This is a genomic window from Symbiopectobacterium sp. Eva_TO (genome assembly GCF_053848865.1).
In genome coordinates this window covers 69531-86991 of record NZ_JBSPEY010000004.1, presented here as the reverse complement: position 1 = coordinate 86991, position 17461 = coordinate 69531, and the positions used below count along the sequence as shown (strand labels likewise).

The following is a 17461-nucleotide window of genomic DNA, read 5'->3' as shown; positions in this document are numbered from 1 at the left end:
GAGGCGTGTTTAGGGTGTTCATCCGAGTTATTTTAGTAATGCGTACCTGTACCATTATTTGTAATGGCTAAAAAACAGGACTCGACTATATTTATCAGCCAACTTTTTTCTTATTTCCTTTTGCGAGGTAATAGAAAATAAGGCGGTGAAATCATGATGTTTTTTACGTTTGTTATTTTATCACCAGGATATTGTCATGCTTGATTTTTTACCTTTTTCTCGCACTTCTTTGGGAAAGGAAGAGATTGCTGCCGTGAATACGGTCATGTTATCCGGGTGGATCACTTCAGGGCCAAAAAATCAGCAACTGGAAGCTGCTTTTTGTGCATTGACCGGCAACAAGCACGCCACTGCTGTCAGTTCCGCGACAGGCGGGATGCGGCTTTGTTGAATAATAGTGAGTCATGCTGTTTTGCCAAGCCACTTTTGGTAGAAAATGCCTGTCCCCTCAGGTGTACAGTTTTCTCATGAAGCCTAACTGCATGATTTTGCGTTGCGAGGATCCGTCGTTTCACTGGGCTGCCAGCATAAAATCTATTTATTCAACAAAGCCGCGGGATGCACGTAACCTTGATGGCGCTGGATATTTCCCCTGGCGATGAAGTTATTACCCCCTCACTGACCTGGGTTTCAACCCTCAACATGATTGTCTTGCTTGGCGCTGTGCCGGTGATGGTAGACGTCGATCGCGATACATTGATGGTCACGCCGGAGGCCATTGCTGCGGCTATCACGCCCCGCGCGCCATTATTCCCGTGCATTACGCCGGCGCACCCGCCGATATGGACGCGATTCGCGCTATCGGGCACCGTCACAGTATCCCCGTTATTGAAGATGCGGCACATGCCGTTGGGGCCGAGTATCGCGGAGCCCCTGTCGGAGCGAGAGGCACTGCGATTTTCTCTTTTCACACCATCAAAAATATGACCTGCGCCGAGGGCGGACTGGTGGTCACCGATGATGACCAGATTGCCGAGCGTATCCGCAGCCTTAAATTTCACGGCCTTGGCGTGAATGCTTATGACAGACTTGCACAGGGACGTGCACCGCAGGCAGAAGTGATAACACCGGGGTACAAATACAATCTCAGTGATATCCATGCCGCGATTGCGTTAGTGCAATTTGGCAAGCTGGCGAACGTTAACCAGCGGCGCCAGGAGATTGCGCAACGCTATTTATCGGCGCTTGCCGATACGCCACTGCTGCCATTACGTCAGCCTGAATGGCCCCATCACCACGCTTGGCACCTGTTTATTTTGCGTGTAGATGCTGAACGCTGCGGTATTTCACGCGATGCGTTAATGGCTGCACTGCAAGCGCAAGGGATTGGCTCCGGCCTGCATTTTCGCGCCGTCCATACCCAGAAATATTACCGTGAGCGTTTTCCCGCACTTGAACTTCCTCATACAGAGTGGAACAGCGAACTCCTGTTATCCATTCCCCTGTTTCCGGATATGACTTATGACGACACATCACGCGTTATCGATCCGCTGCGCGAACTTGCCTGCGGTTGATATGTTCACCTTTCCTTTGATAAAAAAAGTCTCCGTTGTCATCCCGGTATTCAACGAGCAAGAGAGCCTGCCTGCCCTGATTCAGCGCACGGTGGCTGCCTGTGAGACGTTGAGTAAGGACTATGAGATTGTATGGTTGATGATGGCAGCAATGACAACTCAGCGCGGCTGATGGTGCAATCCAGCGAAATGCCAGATAGCCACGTGATAGCCGTATTGCTTAACCGAAATTACGGTCAGCATGCTGCGATCATGGCAGGATTTAGCCATGCCACGGGCGATTTAATTATTACGCTGGATGCCGATCTCCAGAATCCACCGGAAGAGATCCCGCGTCTGGTGGCAAAATCCGATGAAGGCTATTACGTGGTGGGCATGGTGCGTCAAAATCGTCAGGATAGCCTGTTTCGCAAAATGTCATCACGCCTGATAAACCGGTTTATCCAGCGTACCACTGGCAAGGCCATGGGCGATTATGGCTGTATGCTGCGCGCTTATCGGCGCCATATCGTCGATGCCATGTTGACCTGCCACGAACGCAGCACCTTTATCCCTATCCTTGCCAATATCTTCGCGCGTAAGGCTACGGATATTCCTGTCGAGCACGCTGAACGCCTGCACGGTGATTCCAAGTACAGCGTGATCAGTTTGATCAGCCTGATGTATGACCTGGTGACCTGCCTGACCACGACGCCTTTACGTCTGCTCAGCGTGATAGGTAGCGCCATCGCGCTCTTAGGATTCTTTCTGACCTTTGTGCTGGTGGTGTTGCGTCTGGTATTTGGGCCTGAATGGGTGTAGTGGTCAACTAATATTGGCCACCGCATTAGACTGTATGTAGAACAGTCGCTCAGATTCGTTTGGAGTTAAGCCGCCGTTATACCAGTGAGGCCGGATAGCGCTGTAATACCCCGTGATGTAGCGGATAATCGCGTCCTGGGCTTCGCTGAAGCTGTTGTAACCCTTTGTCGGCACCCATTCTGTCTTCAGGCTGCGGAAGAACCGCTCCATTGGCGCATTATCCCAGCAGTTACCCCGCCGACTCATACTCTGCTTTATCCGGCAGCGCCACCGGGCTTGCCGGTATTGACGGCTGGTATAGTGGCTGCCCTGGTCGCTGTGGAACATGACTCCTGTTGGTTGTCCCCGGAGTTCCCAGGCCATCTGCAACGCTTTAACTGTCAGCGCCGAGTCCGGCGACGTCGACATGGCCCAGCCCACCGGTTTGCGGGCGAACAGCTCTAGCACCACCGCAAGGTAAGCCCAGCATTTGCCCGTCCAGATGTAGGTCACATCGCCGCACCAGACCTGATCCGGCGCGGTAACCGCGAACTGGCGGTTGAGATAGTTCGGTATTTCAACGTGTTCATTGCCGCCGCGTTTGTATTTGTGAGCCGGTCGCTGGCAGCTGGCGATACCCAGCTCCTTCATCAGCTTGCCAGCCAGCCAGCGCCCCATTTTGACACCGGAGCTGCCGGTGACGATGGTCGCGATACTTCGAGCGCCGGCAGAGCCGCCGCTGGCGTTCCAGGCTTCCATGACGCGGCTACACTTAACCACGCGCTCACCGTCGGGTTCATTAGCGGAAGCCTGCCAGTGCCTGTAGCTGCTGCGATGTACCTCAAAAGTTTGGCACAACGCCGTGACCGGGTATCGCGCCCTCAGCCTGTCGACTACCGTGAACCGTTGAGTGAGTCCGACATTAAGAGCGCCGTAGCCTTTTTTAGGATTTCGTTCTCCATTTCAAGGCATTGGACTTTTTTCTTCATCTCACGCAGCTCGAGCTGTTCAGGGGTAAGAGGAAGTCCCGTTGGCGTTTTTCCCTGTCGTTCAAGGCGAAGCTTATTGACCCAGCGACTAATGGCAGAATGGCTGACATTAACCGCCTCTGCGGCCTTAACGTATGTGTAGCCGTGGTCGACAACCAGCTTTGCGGCTTCGAGCTTAAATTCCGCCGTAAAATGTTTACCCATGAGGTCACCTGTCGTGTTGATGAGGTGAGCATATCACCTCCGCTCAGGTGGCCAGTATCAGTGTGCCACTACAGGTGGCTCCCAGAGGGATGGCGACAGAGTAAGTGTCTTCATCCAGATTCAGCTTACGGCATAGTTCCATGTTCACCGGAATGTTGGCGGCAGAACTGCGCGTGAAAAAGGCGGTGATGCCACTTTCACGCAAACAGGTCAGCACCAGCGGGTACGGGTTACGACGAATCTTCCAGAACACGATCAGCGGGTTCACGACAAACACCACGATCAACATGCCGCCAACCAGCACGGTGAGCAGATGAGCATACCCCAGCAGTGCGCCAAAGCCCGTTTCAGCCAGTGTCGAAGACACTAAGCCAAAGATCCCAAGCGGCGCAAAACGAATAACGGCGCGCACCAACAGGGAAACTGCGTGTGCTGCATCGGTAATAAATGTTTTTGTACTGGGTGATGCGTGGCTAAAAGCAATACCAAAGCCGACAGCCCACACTAAAATTCCAATGTAGTTCGCGTTGATCAGTGCATGGATCGGGTTAGCTACCACACTCATCAGCAAGCCTTTGAGTACGGCAACAATGCCCGTTGGCGGCACAACATCCGTTGCTTGTGCATTGAGTGCGAGCGTTGTCGGGAAAAGAAAACAGAGTACCACTGCAACCAGGGCAGCGGAAAAGGTACCGATGGCATAAAGCACTAATATTGGGCGGATATTGGTTTTCTGCCCTTGCTGATGATTAGCGATGGAGGCCATGACCAGCAGCAACACTAATACGGGGGCAACGGCTTTTAACCCACCAACGAATAGTGTGCCAAGTAAACCTACTGCAAGGGCGCTGTCGCGCGAAACCATAGCAAGCAGGATGCCCAAAACCAGCCCGATAACAATTTGTTGCACCAGACTGCCTTGCAGCAAATAACGTAAAAAAGCAGATTGAGAATTTTTCATAAAATAGACGGTGTTCCCGTTCCGTAACTTAACAAGGGTTGTGTGGTAGAACGTTGCAGGATGAAAACCTCTGGAGAAGCAATGGTTTTTTTTTCATAACCTGTAACAAAGTGTTTGCGCAGAGCAGTATAGGGAAAAGAGGCATTAAAAAAAGCAATGGCACACGAATTTGTGCGGCGGGTCATTCACAAATCGCCTCCTTTTACGGAGGCGATTTGTGGTTTAGCGAGCGGCGCGCTGATTCACCCACAGGTTAATCAGCAGAGTGATGGCCAGAATGCTGGCTACAACGCCCAGAGAGATAGCGATAGGAATATGGAAAAGGTCGATCAGCATCATCTTGGTGCCGATAAACACCAGAATGATGGCCAAACCATACTTGAGCAGCGAGAACTTCTCCGCCACGCCAGCCAGTAGGAAATACATGGCGCGCAGACCCAGAATGGCGAACAGGTTGGACGTCAGCACAATGAACGGGTCGGTAGTAACCGCAAAAATAGCCGGGATGCTGTCAACAGCAAAGATAACATCGCTGATCTCAACCAGAATCAAGACTAAAAACAGCGGGGTGGCATACAGAATCCCGTTGCGTCGCAAGAAGAAGCGTTCGTTTTCAATGGTATCCGTCATTCGCAGGTGTCCGCGTAGCCAACGCACTAATGGCTTGTCGCCAAGATCGCCGCCATCGTCTTTGGAAAACGCCATTTTTAGGCCCGTGAACAGTAAGAACGCGCCAAATACGTAGAGCAACCACTGGAACTGAGTAACCAGCCAACTTCCACCAAACACCATCAGCGTTCGCAGGATGATGGCACCCAGCACGCCATAAACCAGCACACGCCGCTGATATTGCGCGGGCACGCCGAAATAACTGAACAGCATCAGCCAGACGAAGACGTTATCGACAGCAAGTGCTTTTTCGATCAGATAGCCAGTGAGGAAGGCGAGGGCTTGCGTGTTGGCGACTTCTACGCCGAGTGTGCCTTTCAGATGCCACCAAAATCCGGCGTTGAAGGCGAGCGACAGCGTAACCCAAATCAATGACCAGGCTGCAGCCTGGCGAAATGTCATGGTAGTGGCACCCTTGCGCCCTTGATAGAGTAGGTCTACCGCCAGCATGGCGATAAGGATGACAGCGAAGCTGCCCCACAACCACGGCGTACCGATGGAGTTCATAACTGGCTCCTTGCAACAAAAATTAACACCGTCAGGCCTCATTTTTATCTGGCGCGGTAGCAGGCCAGGTAAAAAAAACGACATGTATCGGAAGACACAGGTCGTTTGGTCACTCGCGTTGCAAATGTCCCTCGCCTTCCGGCAAGGTCTCACTTACAACGCCAATGCGGAATGCTCATTGGTATTGCCCGATAACCGGAAGCATATCTCTACTCACTTTATAGCAAGCTTGACACATGACTTCGTAATGACGATTAATCGGCGGAAAAGTTACTCCCCTTTGCATCAGCAAAGATAGGTGAAAAGTCGATCCAGGTCAAATTTTGTGAGCGCTTTTCACCTGCTCCGTTATTGATCCTCAGAAAGTACGTTGCTGTCGGCGGGGAACACCACGCCAGTCTGGCGGCGAATTTCTGTTTGTAAGCGCGCGACGGTGAGTGAGCGTGCCAGAAAGGCGTGATTGACATCATTCTGGGCGACCAGTGAGGCAAAGGTTTCCACTTCATACAGCATGCTGTTGATGTGCTGCGGTTGGGATAAATCGATTCGTTGACCGTTGCGCGGCACCAAGCTCACTTGCTGGCATTCCGACAACCTGTCGATGACTAGCGAACCTTCCTCCCCCTGGATTTCAGTGGGGATGGCGCTGTTGCTCACCTTGGAATGCGCGATAATCACGTCAAAATCCCCGTAATTCAGTAAGACGCTGCCGTGCCCGTCCACGCCTCTTTCCAACAGGGCCGCACTGGCCTGAACGTTGTGAGGAACTCCCCACAGGCTGACAGCGAATGCCAGGCAGTAGTAGCCAATATCCATGATGGAGCCGTTAGAAAACGCCGGATTGAAGGTGTTGGGATTCTCTCCCGCCAGATAGGACTGGTAACGGGAAGAATATTGGCAGTAATTCAGAAACACTTTACGCAACCGACCAATGCGCGCCAGGCCCTGCGTCACCAGGGCGTAATTGGGCAAGCTCGCGGTTTTGAAAACTTCAAACAACACGACCTGATTGGCTTGCGCGCACGCGATCATTCTCTGCGCCTGGGCATGGTTCGATGCCAACTGTTTTTCGCAGACCACATGTTTGCCATGTTCAAGAAACAGGATGGATTGTTCCGCATGCAGGCTATTTGGACTCGCGATGTAAACCACATCAATCAGGTCGGACTGGGCGATCGCCTCCAGAGAGGTGAAGCAGTGTTCAACCAGATAGTCCGTTTGAAATTGCTGCGCTTTTTCCTGCGAACGGGAGTAGATGGCGATCAATTTCATCTTACCGGTTTCATGTGCAGCATCAACAAACTGGCGCGTGATTTGACTGGTTCCTACAATAGCGAAACGAATCATGACGGATCGATGTTCCTGGCGAGAGCGTAAGGAAAACAGAGTAACATGATGTGGGCGCAAGGCAATCGTCGCGCCGCGGTTCTGCGTAGGGGAAAACCGCGGCAACAGGGCGTCACGCGCCTGGATTCGCCCTGACTGACGAAAAGCATTTACTGCTCCGCGACGTTACGGGGTACACTGCGCAACCTTTATGACGCGGGAGAGGCCGATGAGCCAATTGGAACTGGAAACGCGAACGCTCACGTTGGTGCGTTATCCGAAAACGTCTGAGAATTCCACCTTACAAGCCTGGGAAGCGGCAGACGCGTTTTTGCTGAACGAGATTGCTGCCATGGAGCTTGCGCCAGAGCCCGTTGTGATTCTGAACGACACATTCGGTGCACTGGCCTGTGGATTACAGGCGTATGAGCCGCTCTGCGTCAGCGACAGCTATTTGAGCCAACTGGCGACGCGGCATAATCTGTCTCTCAACGGCTTTACGCCGGAGTCCGTCATGTTGCAAGACAGCCTGACGGCGTTACCTGATGCGCCATCGCTGGTGGTTATCAAGGTGCCAAAAACCTTAGCGATGCTGGAGCATCAGCTTCGTATGCTACGCTCGGTCGTCGCCCCGCATACGCGAATTATTGCAGGCGCGAAGGCGCGCGATATTCATACTTCCACGTTGCAGCTGTTTGAAAAAATTATTGGCCCGACGCGGACTTCGCTGGCGTGGAAAAAGGCACGCCTGATTCACTGCGACGTGGCACAAATCAATGTAGGTGAGTATTCACCAACCGTTGAGTGGGAACTGGAAGGGTATGGTTACCGCATCCACAACCATGCCAACGTGTTCTCACGCGGTAGTCTGGACATCGGTACGCGCTTTTTTATGCAGCACCTGCCGAGTGATATTGAAGGCAAGATGGTGGATTTAGGCTGCGGTAACGGGATTGTCGGGCTGGTGGCGCTGGCGCAAAACCCTTCAGCGCTGGTTAGCTTTATTGATGAATCTTATATGGCGCTGGCTTCCAGTCGCATGAATGTTGAAATCAACTGTCCGCAAGACCTGCCGCGTGCCAGTTTTGTAGTGAATAATTCGCTGGCCAACATTGCCCCTGATTCGCTGCAAGCGGTGCTGTGTAACCCACCGTTCCACCAGCAGCAGACCATCACCGACCATCTGGCCTGGAACATGTTCAGCGATGCGCGTCGCTGTTTAGGGCACGGCGGTGAGCTGCGTATCGTAGGCAATCGCCACCTCAACTACTATCCGAAGCTGAAACACCTGTTCGGCAACTGCGAACAGCTGGCGGGCAACAACAAGTTTGTGGTGCTGCGCGCGGTGAAGCTGGCATCGTCTCGCTGAACGGGGCTTGAGTCATCGGCTACAGCGTTAGCGCCAGCCGGGTGGCCTGGTCGATGGCCCGCCGGGCATCCAGTTCGGCGGCGACATCCGCACCGCCAATCAGATGCACGGCGCACCCGTTGGCCTGCAATGGCGCATAGAGCTCGCGCCGTGGATCCTGTCCTGCACAGACGATGATAGTATCGGCGGCGATGCATCTCTCCTGGCCCTCATGAATAATATGCAGCCCAGCATCGTCAATGCACCTATATTGCACGCCGTCCATAAAACTTACGCCGTGACGCAGTAGCTGCGCTCGGTGTATCCATCCGGTGGTTTTGCCAAGATGCTCACCCAGTTTTCCTGCGTTGCAGTAGCACAATTTCATGCTGATGCACTGCGCCTGTGGGTGCTCCGGCGGCGAGCGGTAATACGCCGCCCCGTTTATCGAGAGTACGATCGATACCCCATTCGGTATAGAAATCGGCTTGCGGGGGGGCGCTCAGATAATGGGCAACATCAACACCGATACCGCCTGCACCGATAATCGCCACCCGTTTGCCAACGGCAACCTTATCGCGCAGCACCTGTAAGTAGCTCACTACACTTCGGTGATCAATGCCGGGAATCTCCGGGGTGCGTGGCGTTATGCCACACGCCAGGATAACGGTATCAAAGGTTTTAAGATCGTCGATCGTGGCTTTGGTGTTGAGGCGGACTAATACGTGAGTGAGCACCAACATACGGCGGTAATAGCGCAGTGTCTCTGTAAATTCTTGTTTGCCGGGAATTTGCCGGGCCAGATTAAACTGACCGCCGATGTTACTGTCCGCTTCGAACAGCGTCACTGCATGGCCGCGCTGTGCTGCGTTAATGGCAAAAGCGAGCCCTGCCGGACCAGCGCCAACGACGGCAATTCGTTGCGGTGTGTCTGTTGCGATTACCGGGAGCGTTGTTTCGTGGCAGGCGCGCGGGTTGACTAAACATGACGTTACCTTGCCGACAAATATGCGATCGAGACAGGCCTGATTGCAGCCGATACAGGTATTGATCTCATCGCTGCGGCCCGTTTCTGCTTTCTCAAGCAAGTGTGAATCCGCCAGAAAGGGACGCGCCATGGAAACCATATCGGCGCAGCCCTGTGCCAGCATCTGTTCTGCCTGAGCCGGATCGTTGATGCGGTTGGTAGTGATAAGAGGTATGTTTACCTTGCCCATCAAACGCTGGGTCACCCAGCCAAAGGCCGCGCGCGGCACCAGCGTTGCGATGGTCGGGATGCGTGCTTCGTGCCAGCCAATACCGGTGTTAAGCAACGTGACACCAGCGGCTTCCATCTCTTGAGCCAGCGTTTCTACCTCTTGCCATGAGGAGTCGGACTCCACCAGATCGAGCATGGACAGGCGATAGATGATGATAAAGTGTGGCCCGGCCGCACGGCGCACTGCACGCACAATCTCCAACGCGAAGCGGCGGCGGTTCTGTTCGTTACCACCCCAGTCATCATGCCGCTGGTTGGTGCGTTAAACCAGAAACTGATTAATCAGATACCCTCAGAGCCCATGATTTCCACACCGTCATAGCCTGCCTGCTGGGCCAGCGCCGCACAGCGCGCAAAATCAGCGATGGTGTGTAAAATCTCCTCATGGGGCATAGCGTGGGGAAGGAAGGGGCTGATCGGTGCCTGAAGGGCGGAAGGTGCAACGGGATCGGGTTGATAGCTGTAGCGCCCGGCATGCAGAATTTGCAGCGCAATTTTCCCCCCCGCTTCATGCACCGCAGCAGTTATTGGGAGATTGTGAGGTAGCTGCCCTTCATGTTCAAGCGTCGCTCCGCCAGCGACCACGGCACCTTTGGCGTTGGGCGCAATACCGCCAGTAACAATCAGTGCTACACCACCCTGCACACGTTCTCGGTAAAATGCCGCCAACCGTTCAGTGCCCTGTGGATGCTCTTCCAAACCAGTGTGCATCGAACCCATGATGACGCGGTTTTTTAACGTGGTGAAGCCCAAATTGAGGGGCGAAAAAAGCTTGGGGTAGGCGTGCATGGTGCTCTCCACAGAAACCGCGTAAGAGACTGGTCTGATGAGTTTACTGTAGCGAGTGTTAGATAATATGTGAAATAAATGTTTATTTAATGTGATTTGTGTCATTCACTGTGGCGAGACTCGATAATCGGGACGGTATGCCAGAAGGTTTGTTGTCCGTGCCAACAATCATTATAATTCGCGGGATCAGAGTGCTAAGGAATCGCTATGTGGGTGGATGAGTGGGAACCGGCGCTGGAAAGTACGCTTACCGATTTGGAACGTTGTGTCAGGTTGCAGCAGCAAGGCTGGCGTCAGGATCGTGAAAGCTGGCAGCAGCAGCTCACGCAGGCCCAACAGCGGGAAGCGGAGCTGTGCGCGCAGATCGAAAAGTTAGTGATTCAGTTAAACTCTATGGATGCGTCGCCGGAACGAAATCCCCTGGTGCAGCGCATTAAAATGATTGGCGCCTATATTGACGCCTTGGCGAAGGATGCCTCCGCCTTTAGTCGTTCACTTCCCTGATCGATTTGATTTGTCCTGTTTTTCCACTGGTGTTGGTGCTCGCTGAACAAACGGCAGAAGACTGCCGTTTGCATGACGCTGTGTGGCTTACAGCGGCAGAGAAATATCAGCATTTTTATTCAATGGGTTACAAACAATCGATCGAAATTACTCGAAATTCGATCGAAATAATTACACCTCCATCCATTCTGCCCCTCTTACATCCCGATACTTATCGGTCATGGTTGCTGATTTATGACCCAGGAGTTTTTGCGCGTAATCCCTACCTTTCTCATCGGTGTAGAGACGCGCTGACAAACTTCTGATTTCATGAAATGAGGGAGGGTTACGTTCCCATATTAACCCTGATGCCTTGCGTGCCTCACGAAATGCAGAAGATATCGTTTTTGCGGCAAATTGCTTGTATTTGGCGTCTGCGACGATATGTGCCCTCCCGTTGTTTAATTCTCTAAACTGGTTCAGTACATCGGAAAGGCATAAATTGAGGCAGTCGATGCGGGTTGCCTTGGAGAACGCAAGCATCATGCCTGTTTTCGCTTGCTTGATGTAAAGGCGTCCGTCTTTGAAATCCTCCCAGCGTAGCGCCTGTATATCCCCTAAACGTTGACCGGTGACTAAAGCAAGGTCAAGGCAGGGCCCAACCCATGCGGGTAATGTATCCGCTGCCTTGCGTATAAGCCTCCACTCATCCAGCGTTATACGCTCCCTCTGAATGTCCACCCGCTGATTACGCGTAACCTCGGCTGGATTGCTTTTGAGCAGCCCATCGGCAATGGCTTCACGAAACAAGTCAAGCAGCAATGCTCTGATGCGGTTCGCCATTGTCGGTTTTCCTGCCTTTACCCACTGATTAAGGAACGAGGCAATGTCTTTGGTTTCTACTTTCTGAAGAACAAATTCGCCTAAATGGGTGTTAACGGTTTTCAGGTATTTATTGTACTCGCTCATCGTTTTCGGCTTGAGTTTTCTGCCGTCGAGTATCGTCAGATAGCGTTCAGTCCATTGACTAACTGTGGTCACCTGTGTGCCGTTGATGCGGTCAACGAGCGGTGATTGTTTTGATGAGCCATAAATTGCCATATTGGCGGCGATGGCTTGCGTAATGGCCTCCTGTCGATGGCGACCCAGGCCGTATTCTTTTCCGGTGCGCGGGTCACGGTAGCAAAAATAGCCGCCATTGCGCGGTTGCAGGTTTGGCGGCAAGTCGCGGTTCTTATGACTTCTCCGGCGTGCCATGTTTTATCCTCGATACTAATGATGAGTTAACAGGTCTGTATGAATGAAGTGTGTCGTTTTGACTTAGCCTCGTGGCGGTTTCGTCAACCAGATATTCGCGACCATCACGTATTGCTGGCGGGTCAAAACGTACATTTCTAGCTGCTCGTCTTAGCGTTTCCATACAGCGCGGACGGGGTTGCCGCCGATTCCACTCGGATAAGGTGATGTATGCCATTATTTACCTCTGCTAAAATTAAGCCGTTGCGCCATTTGTCATGGTGGCAGGCGGGGAATTTGTGAATCTCGGAAACGGTACAGTGAAGGTTGCCGACAGGGTGTGCGGTGATGCAGGTGATTTCAGGCTGTAACAGCCTTGGTTAGAGTACTGATGCAGGTCGTAGAGGTTTGCCTTGCTGCCCGAGGATATCGATAAGCCTTCTGTATCCGTTTCTCAGCCATTGAACCCATTTATCCAGTTGGGTTTCTTCCGGGTGATAGCTCCCCATGAGGGCAGCATGACCCGCGAATGCATAATTCATGGGTGCTCCTGTTTTTATATTGCTATTTGGGTGTCGTATTTGGCGTGGCTCATGGTCTTCCAGCTCTGGCCATTATCTTTGGATAACATGCGCCAGTAGAGGGAGAGCCGTATTGATAAATAACCGGTTCGTCGTATGCGTCTTGCATGAATAAGTCCTTCACGGTATAAGCGCTTAAATAGCTTCTCCCGCTCTCTTATCCTGTTAGGTATTTTAGGTTTCATTCGTTGTTCCTCTCACGATGCAAGGCTGTTTGGATGTTGTGCTAGTATTAGGATGGGTAAAGGGTATTCGCATCATATCGCGCTCCAAATCATGTATGACCCCCACAAAAAAGCCGCTACAAGAGCGGCTATGGCTAGCTTTGCTGTTAGCGCTGTTCGCTTCATGATTCACCTTTGGCCTTGGCTATGGCGGCAACTGCCTTATCGTAATGCTTGCGTGCCAGCCCGTTATTGAGCCAGCCTAAAGCACCTTCCAGCGCCTCAAGCAAATCCGGTGCGGCTTCAATCAGCTCCATATTAGCCTTGCTCACGATTAAATCAGGGTGCCCGTCACTTTTGCTCACAGTCGGGCAAAGTACGCCACCATCCTTACCGTCTGGACCACTCAGGCGGCGAAAGCTATTACTTGTCCACCATTTCCACGGGCCTTTCGTATAGCCACCCATCTTCATCTCCTTCATTCAGGCGTAAAAAAACCGCTCGTAGCGGCTGGACATGGTCTAAATATGTTTAGATATTAAATCTTGCATGAGTAAACCTCTTACGATGCAACGCTGACGTGCTTTTGGTGGGTAAAATCGCCGTTCCAGTTGAGTTTCATGGGCACTTTTCCACGGCGGTAAAGGACGTAGAGGCGTTCAGCACCTTTGCGAAGGAGTACCGGCTGGTGCTTAATGAAGTCATCGGCACCATGAACGCTAATCAGATGTTGGTGCTCAGTCAGGTATTTGTCGCGGGCGTAGGATGCTGCCCGCCAACGGGTACCGGATTGGCTTTCGTTGTAGAGCCAGTTACGCTCTGCTAACCACTGGTTCACTTTCTGGGTGTTAACACCGTTGAGCATTTTGCAGAACTGGGTGGGGGTCATGCCCTCCTTGAACAGACTCTTGAGGTCGTGGATTTCTTCCTCCTGTTCTTTGTTGATCAGTTTTAGCTGCTGGGTTTCCTCTGCCAGTTCGGCGGCGAGGCGCAGGGCCTCTGGATAGGTTTGTGGGATAGCGAACTGGCTTGCACGCTCTTCAAGCTCATGCCAGCGTTTGATAACGCGCATACGGTGAACAGCGCTATAGCCGGTAAGCAGGCATTCGGTGTGGTCGCGGTCGAGAAGATATTCAGTCTGCTGGCGATTCATGGAGTCCAGATAGATGTGCTCAAAACTGAGCGTATCTTCTCCCAGGTCAACGAGCATCTTTTCGATGTCTCGCTTGACGTTCTTATGTAGCTTGTCAGTCAACTCCGCGATTTCACGGCTGGACATGGTTAATGTTTGTGCAATGGTTAAATTTTGCATGTTAAAGCTCCTCACAAGTGAATGTGATTAATGGAACCCCGGCACGCTCCCGGGGCGGGATTAGTGATTAATGAATTCTTGGAATCTGCCCTGGCCTTAGTCGCAATTTTAGTTGGCTAATCAGCAGTGCTCTTTGTTTGTCAAAGTACATTGGCACAGTGCAAACAAAACCAAACGTATATGAATCGTCGAAACAAGATGACTTAAAGAATAAAATTCAAGTTTATTTTTTATTTCTTGCAATGTATCTCTTACCACTGGATAGGAAACATTACGTGCCCAGGCAATCTCTTTTTTGGTCATTCCCAGAGCAAATAACATTGCGGTTTCAAATTGTGCTGGCGTTAATTCAGGAAAAATATGATTTAACTGCGCGAATTTTTTTGAATCGAATATTCTCATTTCTTCGCCCTAGTATCTTGAGAGATGAAACGTGACATTAACGATTGTGCTTCACAAATGGGCACACGAAAACTAGACTTTTTCATTAGCCTTATCCTTATTTATTAGGAGTAGGTTTAGGGTTAGCTGGCTGTTGGGATATCAAGCTCCCTTCAGTCAGCGACGATTTCTCACTGAGTTCACAATGAAAATGGTTGTGTTATACTTCCCAAAAAGGAGAATAACATTATGGGCCAGGTTGCATTTGATACCTTGCAGGCATCAGAAGAGCTTCAAACCGCCGGGCTTACCAGTCAGCAGGCCAAGGCGATTTCGCTCGTCGTACGCAAGTCTCATGAGGTTGCGGATGTCGCTACCAAGCGTGACCTTGAAGACGTGCGCAAAGATTTAACTGTTCAGATAGCCGATGTCCGCAAGGATATGACTGCCGGTTTTGATAAAATTAATGATAAATTTGAGAAGCTTGGCATGCAGATGACCATCCGGCTTGGGCTAATGGTCGCCGCTGCCGTCAGTATCATTGCTGCCATTCTCAAAATGTGACGGTGCACTATACCCCTTGGGTCAGGCGGAACCTGTTTGCGCAGCCGCCCGACGACGTGGAGGTACTCATGCCGCCACCTTGGCTAAGTTTCTAATAACCTCAAGTTCTCTTTCAAGCTCAGACAGAAACTGCCTTAACGCCTCCTCTATTTCAGTAACCAGCTTATCGTCCTGATGAATTCTCAACTGGTAATAGGCAAGGTCTGGCGGTAGCCTGTCGTCATAGCTGACAAAATCACACCATTTCCTGCCCGTACACATCATTTGGGCGTTCATCTGTAGGAGGTATTGGTTTTTCGGCTTACCGGTCTTGATGGTCTCTAAATGCGTCCATGTGTTGGGGCATTTTATTTCTATCAGGCCATCATTTCCGACCAAGCCATCAGGCGACGCACCAAATCCTACGATATCGGGATGGGGAATAAATCCCACTTCTGTAACTTCTGCGTCAAACTGGTTAAGCAGGTACATCTCTCGCGCTACCGGTTCAAGTTCAGTGCCGCGCTGCATGGCCGCGTTTGAGTAACTTTCTTCCACCTTTCCAGTTAGGCGCTGGCAGATAAGCTCTGCCATGTAGTTCTGACGGCTGGCGGAATAGCCCGATTTGGTTTTAGCCATTACGTCAGATAGGCGACTGGCGGTCACGTTGCCGCACCGGGCGGAAAACCATTCATCACTGCGCTGTTGCATGATCCACCTCGCTATATTCTGCATCGACGGGAATGCTTTCCTTGATACGCTCTTTTTCGGCATTGCCGATAATCTGGCGCTCTTCGTGGGTCAGGTTTTTCCATGTTTCAGCGAAAACTTCCATGCTCATCTGAGCCGCTTCTTCGCACCGGGCAATGAGTGCAGGGCGGCGCTCGTCTGTTTGTTGTCCAACAACAACGCTTGCCGGGCTGCTTTCGATGATCCGCTCTGCTTCGTCGCTGTCGTAAATGCCAGCGAAGCCAAAGGCCATGCGCGCACACTGAATAAGTGACTTATGGCGCAACATTCGGGTGGGGTGTGATTGCCACGGCTGGGTATTGCGCTTACACTCGCCCATGTATTCGGTGACTACAGTGGGGTGTTTGCGATCTTTGCGGTAAATCTTGCAAGTCGATGCGCCCTCGTCCTTATCGTAGCTGAATTCCATCCCGTCAAACTGTGGGTGCTCGTTGATGATTCTGGCCCAACCATCGACACCAACAACCGGGACAATGCCGCCCTTATCAGGGAATGCGTAAATCTCTTTCGTCCACGGGTTAAGCCCGTACTGGTTGGCAACGATAAGTAGGGCGGTAAATTGCTCGTCCGTGACGTTACCCCCCTTGAACGCCGTATTCTTGAGGGTGCTTATTAATTCGGTGCCTGGTGCCATGCCGAGGCGTTCAGCCAGCTTCCCTGCCATTGTTGTTAATGCCGTGCTCATGCTGCATCCTCCGTGCTGTTCTGCCTGTCGTAAATCCAGAGTGCCCGCTCAACCTTCACACGGTGGAAAATGGCGTCAAAAATACGTTCACCCTCTGCTTCCTGATAATCAACGTCGCTGCTTTCCATGTATTCACAGGCTTGAGCTGTGTAAGCATCAGGCCAGTGCTTTCTAAGCGGAACACGAAACCTTTCGATAGACTTCTCCGCCAATTGCTCAGCCTCTGCGTAACAGTCTTCAATGACGTCGTCCGTCATCGTTTCAATAATTTTTCGAATTTCTGATAACTTGTTTGGGCTAAGCATATTTCGCCCTCCGCAATAATTTCATAGCTGCAATCCATTTCTCGTTGTTTACGTATAGAACGGCTTCCCTGCATAGCTCTTGGGCTTTTATAAAATACGGATTAGATTTCACGGCTCACCTCGCTGGTTTAACGTGTCTTTAAGCCATTTGGCAGCGGCTTTAGCTATTTTAATAATTCGGTCTAATTGTGTTTCCGAGCGGCCAGCAATAGGCCACCCTGCAAAGGCATATTGCATGGCGTTCTCCGTTTAACTATTTGGATTGATGTATATGCCGGCGAATATCGGCGTAGGTATAAAGCGGTAGTTCAGTGTTATCTATTATCAGTGTGGTGGATGAGTCGGCGATAAGCGGATGATGGGAATGCTGAAAGTGCTTCAGTCATAGATACCCGTTAATTTTTTTACCTGCTTTTTGAGCCACTTATTTTCTTCCGTCAGATAGAAAATAGTTGACTTATATACTCTTGTCTCATTGTCATCACAAGGGAGGATGTCAGTACTCATCAAATAACGTGAATCATTAATATTATTGCTGCCGTTGGTGACAGCGACCATGTTACCGAAATTAGGGTGATTGAAGGTCGTGATATGAGGCTTATTAAGTTGCATCATTCAATCCTCCGTTGGCTATCAAAATATTTTCGTCAATGAGATTTTGCATGGTGGCCTCCGT

The 17461-nt window shown here is 51.4% G+C and carries 19 protein-coding genes and 5 pseudogenes; 6 read left to right on the top strand and 18 right to left on the bottom strand.

Features of this window, described 5'->3' with window-relative positions; translation table 11 throughout:
• Positions 1-196: 196 nt before the first annotated feature.
• The 3 pseudogenes from ACWWJF_RS02355 to ACWWJF_RS02345 all read left to right on the top strand — a co-directional run.
• Positions 197-370 (top strand): annotated as a pseudogene (locus tag ACWWJF_RS02355) (DegT/DnrJ/EryC1/StrS family aminotransferase); the annotation flags it as partial.
• Between the two features lie 188 nt (positions 371-558).
• Positions 559-1514, top strand: a pseudogene (locus tag ACWWJF_RS02350) (DegT/DnrJ/EryC1/StrS family aminotransferase).
• Position 1515: 1 nt separating this feature from the next.
• Positions 1516-2309, top strand: a pseudogene (locus ACWWJF_RS02345) (glycosyltransferase); the annotation flags it as partial.
• 9 nt (positions 2310-2318) lie between these two features.
• Here ACWWJF_RS02345 and ACWWJF_RS02340 read toward each other — a convergent pair.
• From ACWWJF_RS02340 to ACWWJF_RS02320, 5 genes and pseudogenes are all read right to left on the bottom strand, one after another.
• Positions 2319-3487 (bottom strand): IS3 family transposase gene (locus tag ACWWJF_RS02340; protein WP_455868476.1). Its coding sequence is split into 2 segments (ribosomal slippage): positions 2319-3232 and positions 3232-3487, totalling 1170 coding nucleotides; the frame shifts between segments, so codons are not numbered across the junction.
• Between the two features lie 73 nt (positions 3488-3560).
• Positions 3561-4448, bottom strand: a pseudogene (sstT, locus tag ACWWJF_RS02335) (serine/threonine transporter SstT); the annotation flags it as partial.
• A complete protein-coding gene (locus ACWWJF_RS02330; RefSeq protein ID WP_455868584.1) occupies positions 4445-4633 on the bottom strand; it encodes a hypothetical protein in 189 nt (62 codons plus the stop codon). The gene ACWWJF_RS02330 and the pseudogene sstT, both read right to left, overlap by 4 nt.
• A 37-nt stretch (positions 4634-4670) precedes the next feature.
• Complete coding sequence (locus ACWWJF_RS02325; protein WP_455868583.1) at positions 4671-5624, bottom strand: TerC family protein; 954 nt, start codon at positions 5622-5624, stop codon at positions 4671-4673.
• Between the two features lie 348 nt (positions 5625-5972).
• A complete protein-coding gene (locus ACWWJF_RS02320; protein ID WP_455868582.1) occupies positions 5973-6971 on the bottom strand; it encodes a Gfo/Idh/MocA family protein in 999 nt (332 codons plus the stop codon).
• Positions 6972-7179: 208 nt separating this feature from the next.
• Here ACWWJF_RS02320 and rlmG point away from each other — a divergent pair, with 208 nt between their 5' ends.
• Positions 7180-8319, top strand: a complete 1140-nt coding sequence (rlmG, locus tag ACWWJF_RS02315; protein WP_455868581.1) for a 23S rRNA (guanine(1835)-N(2))-methyltransferase RlmG — start codon at positions 7180-7182, stop codon at positions 8317-8319.
• Positions 8320-8338: 19 nt separating this feature from the next.
• On the opposite strand, the pseudogene ACWWJF_RS02310 reads toward rlmG, so the two are convergent.
• Positions 8339-10345 (bottom strand): annotated as a pseudogene (locus ACWWJF_RS02310) (oxidoreductase).
• 207 nt (positions 10346-10552) lie between these two features.
• On the opposite strand from ACWWJF_RS02310, the gene ACWWJF_RS02305 reads away from it, so the two are divergent.
• Positions 10553-10849, top strand: coding sequence for a hypothetical protein (locus tag ACWWJF_RS02305; RefSeq protein WP_455868580.1), 297 nt, complete (start codon positions 10553-10555; stop codon positions 10847-10849).
• Positions 10850-11020: 171 nt separating this feature from the next.
• Here ACWWJF_RS02305 and ACWWJF_RS02300 read toward each other — a convergent pair whose 3' ends face one another.
• The 7 genes from ACWWJF_RS02300 to ACWWJF_RS02270 all read right to left on the bottom strand — a co-directional run bounded on the left by ACWWJF_RS02300 (position 11021) and on the right by ACWWJF_RS02270 (position 14523).
• The gene (locus ACWWJF_RS02300; RefSeq protein ID WP_455868537.1) at positions 11021-12085 is read right to left on the bottom strand and encodes a phage integrase Arm DNA-binding domain-containing protein; all 1065 of its coding nucleotides are present in this window, start codon (positions 12083-12085) and stop codon (positions 11021-11023) included.
• Complete coding sequence (locus ACWWJF_RS02295; RefSeq protein ID WP_455868536.1) at positions 12063-12248, bottom strand: excisionase; 186 nt, start codon at positions 12246-12248, stop codon at positions 12063-12065. Before ACWWJF_RS02295 ends, ACWWJF_RS02300 begins: the two co-directional genes overlap by 23 nt.
• A gap of 196 nt (positions 12249-12444) precedes the next feature.
• Complete coding sequence (locus ACWWJF_RS02290; protein ID WP_455868535.1) at positions 12445-12606, bottom strand: protease FtsH-inhibitory lysogeny factor CIII; 162 nt, start codon at positions 12604-12606, stop codon at positions 12445-12447.
• Between the two features lie 14 nt (positions 12607-12620).
• Positions 12621-12830 carry a ParE family toxin-like protein gene (locus ACWWJF_RS02285; RefSeq protein ID WP_434064595.1) on the bottom strand — a complete coding sequence of 70 codons (210 nt, stop codon included), beginning with the start codon at positions 12828-12830 and terminating at the stop codon, positions 12621-12623.
• A gap of 161 nt (positions 12831-12991) precedes the next feature.
• The gene (locus ACWWJF_RS02280; protein ID WP_455868579.1) at positions 12992-13291 is read right to left on the bottom strand and encodes a hypothetical protein; all 300 of its coding nucleotides are present in this window, start codon (positions 13289-13291) and stop codon (positions 12992-12994) included.
• An 80-nt stretch (positions 13292-13371) separates the two neighbouring features.
• Entirely contained in the window at positions 13372-14121 is a 750-nt protein-coding gene (locus ACWWJF_RS02275) for a Rha family transcriptional regulator (RefSeq protein ID WP_455868578.1), read from the bottom strand.
• A gap of 120 nt (positions 14122-14241) precedes the next feature.
• Positions 14242-14523 (bottom strand): helix-turn-helix transcriptional regulator, encoded by a 282-nt coding sequence (locus ACWWJF_RS02270; RefSeq protein WP_455868577.1) that lies wholly within the window; start codon positions 14521-14523, stop codon positions 14242-14244.
• Between the two features lie 228 nt (positions 14524-14751).
• Between ACWWJF_RS02270 and ACWWJF_RS02265 the strand changes: the two genes are divergently transcribed.
• Positions 14752-15066, top strand: coding sequence for a DUF1640 domain-containing protein (locus tag ACWWJF_RS02265; protein WP_455868576.1), 315 nt, complete (start codon positions 14752-14754; stop codon positions 15064-15066).
• A 66-nt stretch (positions 15067-15132) separates the two neighbouring features.
• Here ACWWJF_RS02265 and ACWWJF_RS02260 read toward each other — a convergent pair whose 3' ends face one another.
• The 5 genes from ACWWJF_RS02260 to ACWWJF_RS02240 all read right to left on the bottom strand — a co-directional run bounded on the left by ACWWJF_RS02260 (position 15133) and on the right by ACWWJF_RS02240 (position 17400).
• A complete protein-coding gene (locus tag ACWWJF_RS02260) occupies positions 15133-15756 on the bottom strand; it encodes a lambda exonuclease family protein (protein WP_455868575.1) in 624 nt (207 codons plus the stop codon).
• Entirely contained in the window at positions 15740-16480 is a 741-nt protein-coding gene (gene bet, locus ACWWJF_RS02255; RefSeq protein ID WP_455868574.1) for a phage recombination protein Bet, read from the bottom strand. Before bet ends, ACWWJF_RS02260 begins: the two co-directional genes overlap by 17 nt.
• Positions 16477-16785 (bottom strand): hypothetical protein, encoded by a 309-nt coding sequence (locus tag ACWWJF_RS02250; protein ID WP_455868573.1) that lies wholly within the window; start codon positions 16783-16785, stop codon positions 16477-16479. The genes bet and ACWWJF_RS02250 overlap by 4 nt, the downstream gene beginning before the upstream one ends.
• Positions 16786-16893: 108 nt before the next feature.
• Positions 16894-17022, bottom strand: a complete 129-nt coding sequence (locus ACWWJF_RS02245; RefSeq protein WP_455868572.1) for a protease FtsH-inhibitory lysogeny factor CIII — start codon at positions 17020-17022, stop codon at positions 16894-16896.
• 141 nt (positions 17023-17163) lie between these two features.
• Entirely contained in the window at positions 17164-17400 is a 237-nt protein-coding gene (locus ACWWJF_RS02240; protein WP_455868571.1) for a hypothetical protein, read from the bottom strand.
• Positions 17401-17461: the final 61 nt, after the last annotated feature.

Bases quoted from the DNA above. Each gene is read 5' to 3' on its own strand.
- ACWWJF_RS02260 (WP_455868575.1), bottom strand. From the start codon at position 15,756: ATGCAACAGCGCAGTGATGAATGGTTTTCCGCCCGGTGCGGCAACGTG.
- ACWWJF_RS02330 (WP_455868584.1), bottom strand. From the start codon at position 4,633: ATGACCCGCCGCACAAATTCGTGTGCCATTGCTTTTTTTAATGCCTCT.
- ACWWJF_RS02300 (WP_455868537.1), bottom strand. From the start codon at position 12,085: ATGGCACGCCGGAGAAGTCATAAGAACCGCGACTTGCCGCCAAACCTG.
- rlmG (WP_455868581.1), top strand. From the start codon at position 7,180: ATGAGCCAATTGGAACTGGAAACGCGAACGCTCACGTTGGTGCGTTAT.
- ACWWJF_RS02250 (WP_455868573.1), bottom strand. From the start codon at position 16,785: ATGCTTAGCCCAAACAAGTTATCAGAAATTCGAAAAATTATTGAAACG.
- ACWWJF_RS02305 (WP_455868580.1), top strand. From the start codon at position 10,553: ATGTGGGTGGATGAGTGGGAACCGGCGCTGGAAAGTACGCTTACCGAT.
- ACWWJF_RS02240 (WP_455868571.1), bottom strand. From the start codon at position 17,400: ATGATGCAACTTAATAAGCCTCATATCACGACCTTCAATCACCCTAAT.
- bet (WP_455868574.1), bottom strand. From the start codon at position 16,480: ATGAGCACGGCATTAACAACAATGGCAGGGAAGCTGGCTGAACGCCTC.
- ACWWJF_RS02245 (WP_455868572.1), bottom strand. From the start codon at position 17,022: ATGCAATATGCCTTTGCAGGGTGGCCTATTGCTGGCCGCTCGGAAACA.
- ACWWJF_RS02295 (WP_455868536.1), bottom strand. From the start codon at position 12,248: ATGGAAACGCTAAGACGAGCAGCTAGAAATGTACGTTTTGACCCGCCA.
- ACWWJF_RS02270 (WP_455868577.1), bottom strand. From the start codon at position 14,523: ATGAGAATATTCGATTCAAAAAAATTCGCGCAGTTAAATCATATTTTT.
- ACWWJF_RS02320 (WP_455868582.1), bottom strand. From the start codon at position 6,971: ATGATTCGTTTCGCTATTGTAGGAACCAGTCAAATCACGCGCCAGTTT.
- ACWWJF_RS02290 (WP_455868535.1), bottom strand. From the start codon at position 12,606: ATGAATTATGCATTCGCGGGTCATGCTGCCCTCATGGGGAGCTATCAC.
- ACWWJF_RS02285 (WP_434064595.1), bottom strand. From the start codon at position 12,830: ATGAAACCTAAAATACCTAACAGGATAAGAGAGCGGGAGAAGCTATTT.
- ACWWJF_RS02280 (WP_455868579.1), bottom strand. From the start codon at position 13,291: ATGAAGGAGATGAAGATGGGTGGCTATACGAAAGGCCCGTGGAAATGG.
- ACWWJF_RS02275 (WP_455868578.1), bottom strand. From the start codon at position 14,121: ATGCAAAATTTAACCATTGCACAAACATTAACCATGTCCAGCCGTGAA.
- ACWWJF_RS02265 (WP_455868576.1), top strand. From the start codon at position 14,752: ATGGGCCAGGTTGCATTTGATACCTTGCAGGCATCAGAAGAGCTTCAA.
- ACWWJF_RS02325 (WP_455868583.1), bottom strand. From the start codon at position 5,624: ATGAACTCCATCGGTACGCCGTGGTTGTGGGGCAGCTTCGCTGTCATC.